Below are 8,407 nucleotides of genomic sequence, written 5' to 3'. Positions count from 1 at the left end.
ACCTAAACATTCATCCAGAGGATAATGTGAATTTCCTCTCTTGTCATGCATTAATGAGCGTATAAAGGTCACACTTCCAAATAGAAACTGAATGTTTCTGTTATCACTCCGGCAGTACACCCAGCCCTCCTCTAACTTCTCCTGTTTAATTATTTTATCTAACTCTTCAAATATTTCCCCAACCCATTGTGTAAAAGCCTTCTGCATCAGAAGTTTAAGCTGTTCTTCAAATTCGATAAGACTCTTTGTATCCTTTAATAATCCAGCAATTATTGATATAATATCCATGGGAAGACCTCTCTCTCTAGATGTTCATCTTGAAGTGTACAATTAGATGATAGAGCGTCTTCCCATTTTTTTCCACTCATCTGCCCCTTCGAGTAAAATTTTACACATACCGGAAGGGATACATGCAGGACATCCTGTTTTGTGGTAAACTATAACAATGCGGGCCTGCTCTGCTTTCCATGTACCCTGTCTTATAGTACAATGGCGATAGCAGGTCAAATCCGGTTTGGAAACAGTGAAGATAAGGGGGAGCGATTTATGCCGATTGAAATAAATACGCATTACGGACAAATTGATATATCGAATGAAGTCGTCGCCACAATTGCAGGAGGTGCCGCCATTGACTGTTTCGGCATTGTCGGAATGGCCTCGAAAAATCAAATAAAAGACGGCATTACAGAAATCCTGCGCAAAGAAAACTTCTCGAGGGGCGTTATTGTGCGTCAACAGGATGAAAAAGTGGAAATTGACATGTATATTATTGTGGGCTACGGGACAAAAATTTCCGAAATCGCCCGCAACGTCCAGCAGAAAGTAAAATATACGCTGAATCAAACAGTCGGCTTATCAGTTGACGCCATTAATATTTACGTTCAGGGCGTGCGTGTCGCGAACCCGTAACGAGGAGGAAATTTTGTGGTTACATCACTGGATGGAAAGCGTTTTGCAGAAATGGTCATACAAGGGGCGAACCATCTTGCGGCAAATGCCAAAACGGTTGACGCCCTGAATGTATTCCCTGTCCCTGATGGCGATACGGGAACAAATATGAATTTAACGATGACTTCCGGTGCAAAGGAAGTGCAAAAAAATGTCCAGGCGCATATCGGGTCCGTTGCCGCAAGTTTTGCAAAAGGGCTGCTGATGGGCGCGCGGGGCAATTCGGGCGTGATTTTATCCCAGCTGTTCCGCGGCTTCTCCAAATCGATTGAAACAAAAGCGCATATTTCCGCAAAAGAGTTTGCAGCGGCTTTTCAGGCCGGGATCGAGAGCGCTTTTAAGGCGATCATGAAGCCGGTTGAAGGAACGATTCTCACCGTTGCAAGGGAAGCGGCCAAAAAAGGCGTGCAAACGGCGAAAACCGAAAAGGATCTGGCGGCAGTCATGGAAGCGATCCTCGGGGAAGCGAAAACGACGCTGAGCCGGACGCCGGACATGTTGCCGGTGTTAAAAGAAGTCGGCGTGGTCGACAGCGGCGGCCAGGGGCTTGTTTTTATTTATGAAGGCTTTCTTGCCGAGTTAAAAGGGGAAGAGCTGCCGGATACACCGTCCGTCATGCCGTCAATGGACGAGCTCGTAAACGCCGAACACCATAAGCATGTGCAGGACTTTATGCGTACGGAAGATATCAAATATGGGTACTGCACGGAAATCATGGTCAGGCTCGACCGCTCCAAACCGTCCGCCAAGACATTCTCGGAGGAGCGGTTCCGCAGTGATATGAGCCGTTTCGGGGATTCCCTCCTGGTCATTTCGGATGATGATATCGTGAAAGTCCATGTCCACACTGAGCGCCCGGGTGATGTTTTGAACTACGGCCAGCAATACGGCAGCCTCATTAAGTTAAAAGTGGACAATATGCGCGAGCAGCACAGCGCGATAGTGGGCGAAACGCATCATGCGCTTGTTGGCGAAAACGGAGCGGAACAGGAGAAAAAAGAAAAGAAAGATTACGGTGTGATTACGGTTGCCATGGGGGACGGAATCGCTGCGCTGTTTAAAAGCATCGGCGCCGATGTTGTCATTGAAGGCGGCCAGACGATGAACCCGAGCACCGAGGACATATTGAAAGCCATTGAAGAGGCAAACGCAAAACAAATCATCATTTTACCGAACAATAAAAATATTGTCATGGCAAGCGAGCAGGCAGCGGAACTAGCGGAAGAAAAAGTGGCTATTGTCCCGTCTAAAACCGTGCCGCAGGGAATGGCGGCGCTGCTCGCATTTAACCCCGGACAGCCGTTTGACAAAAACGTCCAAGCAATGGAAGAAGCGCTCGGCCGCGTGAAATCCGGCCAGGTTACCAATGCGGTCAGGGATACGAATATTGACGGCATCTCCATCAAAAAAGGGGATTATATGGGGATTTACGAAGGGAAAATCGTCAAAACGAGTCCTGCCCTGTTGGAAGCATCCGGGCAGCTGCTTTCGCACATGATCGGCGCGGAAGATGAAATTGCCACCGTCATATACGGAAAAGATGTCAGCAAGGAACAGGTAAACGAACTCGTTTCCTATATTGAAACCAACTGGCCGGAGATAGAAATCGAAGTCCATGAAGGCAGGCAGCCGTTATATTCCTTTATTTTGGCAGTGGAATAAGATTGCTTGCCCGCATATTATAAAAAGAGCTTGCTGAATACGAAAAAATGCACCATCCGCTGCTGTTTGTTTTCATCTGTTGCAGCGCTTTCAAGTGCAAAGCTTTCATCCATTCTTTTTTGGTAAAAAGGTTCCAGTTCGGGCGAGCCGGCCGAACCAACCCGGTTTTGCCCGGCAAACTTTAAAATCAGCACAACGGCGGGTGCGGCCTGAAAAACGGGGCGCACCCACCAAGATTGAAATCGCGAAAAAACACAATAATGTGGGTGTGATGCGCAATGAAATATAAAAGTGTTTTTGATATTATCGGCCCGGTGATGATCGGGCCCTCGAGCTCCCATACAGCAGGTGCCGCGCGCATCGGTCGGGTAGCGAGAAGCTTATTCGGCAGGCAGCCACAGTGGGCAGACATCCATTTTTACGGATCGTTCGCGACCACCTATAAAGGTCACGGCACAGACGTTGCCATTGTCGGCGGCCTGCTCGATTTTGACACGGATGATGAACGGATCAAATCTTCTCTTCAGATTGCGGAACAGCACGGACTTTCGGTAAAGTTTTTCGTGGAAAGCGCCGTCACGGATCACCCGAACACGGTAAAGATCCGGATGGGCGACGCATCGGGAGATATGGAACTGACCGGTATCTCAATCGGCGGCGGAAAAATTGAAGTGACAGAACTGAGCGGCTTTGAACTGCATTTATCCGGCCACCATCCGGCTGTGCTCGTCGTTCACCAGGATCGCTACGGGGCGATTGCGGCCGTATCCAATATTTTATCAGCACATGAAATCAATATCGGCCATATGGAAGTATCGCGCAAAGAAGCCGGAAAGATGGCCTTGATGGCTATCGAAGTGGACCAGAATCTCGATGACGCCGTCATTGAAGAGATGAAGCAGCTCCCGAATATTACCCAGGTTGCAAGAGTTGTAGATTAATAGGGAGAAAAAAGCGCAGCTGCTAAGCAGGTGGCGCTTTCTTTTGGCTGTCTTTAAAAAATGTGCGTGCATCCTTGCCTGTGCCAGGAGAAGCAGCATGGATATTGAAGGAGGGAAATTATGTTTCGGAATGTTGCTGAGCTTGTAGAACTGGCCGAACAGCAAAATAAAAAAATCTCGGAAATTATGATAGAGCAAGAAATGGAAGTAACCGGAAAATCGAGGGAAGCCATCATAAAAAAGATGGATGAAAATCTGGCTGTGATGGAAAAAGCAGTTGAAAAAGGGATTGCCGGCGTCCACTCCCACTCAGGGCTTACGGGCGGCGATGCCGTACTGTTGCAAAAATATATTGAAAAAGGCAATTTCTTATCCGGCGCCACCATTTTGGATGCCGTCAGCAAAGCTGTTGCGACAAATGAAGTGAACGCGGCAATGGGAACGATTTGCGCAACGCCGACAGCCGGTTCTGCCGGCGTCGTGCCGGGAACGCTCTTTGCGGTCAAAAACAAACTGCATCCGACGCGTGAAGAAATGGTCCGTTTCTTATTTACAGCCGGCGCATTCGGTTTTGTGGTGGCCAATAATGCGTTTATTTCCGGCGCAGCAGGCGGCTGCCAGGCAGAAGTCGGATCAGCCGCCGGGATGGCTGCCGCGGCTATCGTTGAGATGGCGGACGGCACACCGGATCAATGTGCCCATGCGATGGCCATTACGTTGAAAAATATGATCGGCCTCGTATGCGATCCTGTTGCCGGTCTTGTGGAAGTACCATGCGTGAAACGGAATGCAATGGGGGCGGCCAATGCAATGGTTGCGGCAGATATGGCGCTTGCCGGCATTAAAAGCCGGATCCCTTGCGATGAAGTGATTGATGCGATGTACCGCGTCGGGCAGCAGATGCCGACTGCGCTCAAAGAAACAGCGCGGGGAGGCTTGGCGGATACGCCGACCGCCCGGAAACTGGAAGCCAAAATTTTCGGTATGCCGCTTGATCTGCATGAATAGCCCGCTTGATCTGCCGGTATCCGTTTTAAAAGGGATCGGCGAAGAAACGGAAGCAAGCCTCGGGCAGATGGGGATTTTTACCATCTATGACCTGCTTACTTATTTTCCTTTCCGGTATGAAGATGACCGGCTCAAAGATTTGCGTGAAGTCGGGCATGATGAACGGGTGACGGTGACGGGGAGGGTGCATAGCGAACCCTCCCTCATCTATTATTCAAAAAAACGGTCACGCCTGTCGATGAAAGTGTTCGCAGGCGATTTTCTCATTACGGTTGTCTGTTTTAACCAGCCGTATTTGAAAAAGAAAATCCATGTCCATGATGAGATTACGGTTACCGGAAAATGGGACATGCACCGGCAGACGATTACGGCCCAATCCGTAAAAACAGGCACGGCTGATCAAACGTCCGGATTCGGGCCCGTCTATGCGGTGAAAGGAAAAATGACGGTAAAAACGTTGCGCAAATACATTCAATCCGCCTTTCATGCTTATGGCAGTGAAATCGAAGAGGCGCTCCCGGCAGAAATGCTTGCAAAATATAAATTAATGCCGAAAAAGCAGGCCATGTTTGCGATGCACTTCCCAAAATCGGAACAAGAAGTGAAAATGGCGAGAAGGACCATTGTATACGAAGAGTTTTTGGCTTTTCAGCTGAAGATGCAGGCGTTAAGGAAATTCGAGCGCGAACATTCAAACGGCCGGGCCATCCGCTATGATGTGCGGAAATTAAGACATTTTATCGACTCCTTGCCGTTTTCATTGACGGCCGCCCAGAAAAGAGTGGTAAACGAAATTTGCGCGGACATGAAGTCGCCGTTCCGCATGAACCGTTTACTCCAGGGGGATGTCGGCTCCGGGAAGACGGTCGTTGCTGCGATTGCGCTATACGCTGCGGTGACGGCGGGATTTCAAGGGGCACTGATGGTCCCGACGGAAATTCTCGCCGAGCAGCATGCCGAATCGCTTTGCCAGCTGCTCGAACCGCACGGCGTCCAGGTCGCTTTACTGACGAGCACCGTAAAAGGGAAACGGCGAAAAGCGCTTTTGGAACAGCTTGGAACTGGCGGTATCGATATTTTAATCGGCACGCATGCTTTAATTCAGGAAGATGTGGCATTTTCGCGGCTCGGCCTTGTGATCACAGATGAACAGCACCGGTTCGGGGTTGAGCAAAGACGGATCCTTCGCGAAAAAGGGATGAATCCGGATGTGCTTTTTATGACGGCGACGCCCATTCCGCGGACGCTTGCCATCACCGTGTTCGGCGAAATGGATGTTTCTGTCATTGACCAGATGCCAGCTGGCCGGAAAAAGATTGAAACGTACTGGGTGAAAAACAATCTGTTCGAAAGGGTGCTCGGCTTTATCGAAAAAGAGCTCAAAAAAGGCAGACAGGCGTATGTCATTTGTCCGCTCATCGAGGAATCCGATAAGCTTGACGTCCAGAACGCGATTGATGTGTATGCCATTTTAAACCAATATTTTAATGGCAGGTATACAGCCGGGCTGATGCATGGCAGGCTGCCGGGTGACGAAAAGGAAGCAGTCATGAAAGCGTTCAGCCGCAACGAAATTCAGGTGCTTGTGTCGACAACGGTTGTCGAAGTCGGGGTCAATGTGCCGAATGCGACCATTATGGTCATTTATGATGCCGAACGGTTCGGCCTTGCCCAGCTTCACCAGTTGCGCGGCCGTGTCGGCAGAGGCGATGCGCAATCGTATTGTATTTTGCTCGCCGACCCGAAAACAGAAATCGGCAAAGAGCGGATGAAAATTATGACGGAAACGGACAACGGCTTTGTTTTGAGCGAAAAAGATCTCGAGCTTCGCGGACCCGGCGATTTTTTCGGAAAAAAACAAAGCGGGCTGCCGGAATTTAAAGTGGCCGATATGGTCCATGATTTCCGGGCGCTTGAAACAGCCAGGCAGGATGCGCAGCAATTGATCAGTTCCGATACATTCTGGCATGACCCGGCTTTTTCACACTTGCGGCGCCAGCTTGAAGCATCAGGTGTGCTCGAAGGGGAGAAACTGGACTAAAGGGAGTTTGCGTTTTGCCAGGGCAGCTTTGGCAATTCTTGCAAACTTCCTTTTCTTTCTATATACTACGATTAGTACCAAGTCCTAAAATTTCGGATGGTGTCACCCATGAAAATGAAAAAAAAGGACCGGCAGCAAAGTTTGCAGGAAACCATCAGGCAGAATCCTTTTATCACAGATGAAGAACTGGCGGAAAAATACCATGTCAGCGTGCAGACGATCCGCCTTGACCGGCTGGAGCTTTCCATTCCGGAACTGCGGGAAAGGATCAAAAACGTTGCTGAAAAGCGGTTCGCCAATGAAGTAAGGGCGCTGCCGATCGAAGAAGTCGTCGGGGAAGTGATCGATATCGAATTGGATCGCAGCGCCATCTCTATTTTTGATGTCAAAAAAGAACATGTTTTTAAGCGAAACGCCATCGCCCGCGGGCATCATCTGTTTGCGCAGGCCAACTCGCTTGCCGTTGCCGTTATTGATGATGAACTGGCCCTCACGGCGAAAGCCACCATCCGGTTTTTGCGGTCCGCGAAAATCGGCGACCGCGTCATTGCCAAGGCAAAAGTGGCGAACGTCAATCAGGAAAACGGCAGAACGACTGTGTTTGTTGAAAGCTATGTCGGCCGTGACCTCGTCTTTAAAGGCGAATTTGAAATGTATCGGGATCATGCCGGAAAAGGCGGCAGTGCTTAACTATGCTTCGCGGACAGGTAAACCATTTTCCCGGGGACCGGCAACCCCGGTTGCGGCATGGCCGGGAAAACTTTCGCACGGGAAAAGCTTGATTTTAGAAACGGGGCTGAACAGAATGAAATTAGCAATTGATGCAATGGGCGGGGATTATGCCCCAAAAGAAATTGTACAAGGGATTAACCGGGCTGTAAACGCATTTCCGGACACGGCGTTTATCCTGTTCGGGGACGAAACGCAAATCAGGAAGGAACTGGAAACGTCTGACCGCGTTGCCGTTATCCATACCGATGAGGTAATATCTGGAACAGACGAACCGGTGCGGGCAGTTCGCCGCAAAAAAAATTCTTCCATGGTGCGTATGGCCCAAGCCGTGAAAGACGGGGAAGCGGACGCGTGCATCTCGGCCGGAAATACGGGCGCTCTAATGGCATCCGGTCTCTTTGTGGTTGGCAGGATTGAAGGTATTGAAAGGCCGGCCCTTGCCCCGGTGCTCCCGACAACGGACGGGCGCGGTTTTGTCATGCTCGATCTCGGCGCAAACGCGGAAGCCAAGCCGGAACATTTGCTGCAGTTTGCCATCATGGGCTCGCTGTATGCCGAAAAGGTAAGAGGCTTAAAAAATCCGCGCGTCGGCCTCTTAAATATCGGAACAGAAGAAAAGAAAGGCAATGAATTAACAAAAAAAGCATTTCAACTTTTAAAAGAAACTGATTTGAATTTTACCGGCAATGTTGAAGCCCGCGACTTGCTCGAGGGGGCGGCGGATGTCGTTGTCACAGACGGGTTTACCGGCAATATGGTGCTGAAAACGATTGAAGGTACGGCCGGATCCTTGTTTTCCATGATCAAAAAAGTGTTCATGCACAATCTGAAGACAAAACTGGCCGCTGCGATGATCAAATCAGAACTGTCAGGCCTGAAAAATATCATGGACTACTCGGAATACGGCGGATCGGGTTTAATGGGGCTGAATGCGCCCGTCATTAAAGCACACGGGTCATCAAACGCCAATGCAATTTACAATGCGGTGCGGCAGGCGCGTGAAATGGTACAGTCTGACGTCACCGGCAAAATCAAACACGCAATTCAACAACTTGAACAAAAGTAAGGATGGAGG

9 protein-coding genes are annotated in these 8,407 nt (G+C 49.6%); 8 read left to right on the top strand and 1 reads right to left on the bottom strand.

Going from position 1 to position 8,407, the window contains the following annotated elements; translation table 11 throughout:
• A partial coding sequence (locus P9687_RS13145) for a UPF0236 family transposase-like protein (RefSeq protein WP_328228903.1) occupies positions 1-288 on the bottom strand: 288 nt, incomplete at its 3' end.
• Between the two features lie 258 nt (positions 289-546).
• Here P9687_RS13145 and P9687_RS13140 point away from each other — a divergent pair.
• The 8 genes from P9687_RS13140 to plsX all read left to right on the top strand — a co-directional run bounded on the left by P9687_RS13140 (position 547) and on the right by plsX (position 8,398).
• Positions 547-909, top strand: a complete 363-nt coding sequence (locus P9687_RS13140; RefSeq protein WP_017551498.1) for an Asp23/Gls24 family envelope stress response protein — start codon at positions 547-549, stop codon at positions 907-909.
• Positions 910-924: 15 nt separating this feature from the next.
• On the top strand, positions 925-2,610 hold the full coding sequence (locus P9687_RS13135) for a DAK2 domain-containing protein (protein ID WP_017551499.1): 1,686 nt from the start codon (positions 925-927) through the stop codon (positions 2,608-2,610).
• A gap of 94 nt (positions 2,611-2,704) precedes the next feature.
• Entirely contained in the window at positions 2,705-2,899 is a 195-nt protein-coding gene (locus P9687_RS13130) for a hypothetical protein (protein WP_142743391.1), read from the top strand.
• Positions 2,889-3,551, top strand: a complete 663-nt coding sequence (gene sdaAB, locus P9687_RS13125) for an L-serine ammonia-lyase, iron-sulfur-dependent subunit beta (RefSeq protein WP_035181806.1) — start codon at positions 2,889-2,891, stop codon at positions 3,549-3,551. The genes P9687_RS13130 and sdaAB overlap by 11 nt, the downstream gene beginning before the upstream one ends.
• A 120-nt stretch (positions 3,552-3,671) precedes the next feature.
• The gene (sdaAA, locus tag P9687_RS13120) at positions 3,672-4,559 is read left to right on the top strand and encodes an L-serine ammonia-lyase, iron-sulfur-dependent, subunit alpha (protein ID WP_168985991.1); all 888 of its coding nucleotides are present in this window, start codon (positions 3,672-3,674) and stop codon (positions 4,557-4,559) included.
• Positions 4,552-6,600, top strand: a complete 2,049-nt coding sequence (gene recG / locus P9687_RS13115) for an ATP-dependent DNA helicase RecG (protein ID WP_017551503.1) — start codon at positions 4,552-4,554, stop codon at positions 6,598-6,600. The genes sdaAA and recG overlap by 8 nt, the downstream gene beginning before the upstream one ends.
• 108 nt (positions 6,601-6,708) lie before the next feature.
• Positions 6,709-7,290 carry a transcription factor FapR gene (fapR, locus tag P9687_RS13110; protein ID WP_017551504.1) on the top strand — a complete coding sequence of 194 codons (582 nt, stop codon included), beginning with the start codon at positions 6,709-6,711 and terminating at the stop codon, positions 7,288-7,290.
• Between the two features lie 115 nt (positions 7,291-7,405).
• Positions 7,406-8,398 carry a phosphate acyltransferase PlsX gene (plsX, locus tag P9687_RS13105; RefSeq protein WP_026104619.1) on the top strand — a complete coding sequence of 331 codons (993 nt, stop codon included), beginning with the start codon at positions 7,406-7,408 and terminating at the stop codon, positions 8,396-8,398.
• The last annotated feature ends 9 nt before the right edge of the window (positions 8,399-8,407 follow it).

It is taken from the genome of Weizmannia sp. CD-2023 (assembly GCF_036225245.1).
GTDB lineage: Bacteria > Bacillota > Bacilli > Bacillales > Bacillaceae_C > Weizmannia > Weizmannia faecalis.
The sequence above is the reverse complement of the archived record's forward strand: the minus strand, read 5'-3'. Positions and strand labels throughout refer to the sequence as shown.

Excerpts from the sequence above, each read along its gene's own strand:
- sdaAB (WP_035181806.1), top strand. The coding sequence starts at position 2,889 with ATGAAATATAAAAGTGTTTTTGATATTATCGGCCCGGTGATGATCGGG.
- recG (WP_017551503.1), top strand. The coding sequence starts at position 4,552 with ATGAATAGCCCGCTTGATCTGCCGGTATCCGTTTTAAAAGGGATCGGC.
- sdaAA (WP_168985991.1), top strand. The coding sequence starts at position 3,672 with ATGTTTCGGAATGTTGCTGAGCTTGTAGAACTGGCCGAACAGCAAAAT.
- plsX (WP_026104619.1), top strand. The coding sequence starts at position 7,406 with ATGAAATTAGCAATTGATGCAATGGGCGGGGATTATGCCCCAAAAGAA.
- fapR (WP_017551504.1), top strand. The coding sequence starts at position 6,709 with ATGAAAATGAAAAAAAAGGACCGGCAGCAAAGTTTGCAGGAAACCATC.
- P9687_RS13140 (WP_017551498.1), top strand. The coding sequence starts at position 547 with ATGCCGATTGAAATAAATACGCATTACGGACAAATTGATATATCGAAT.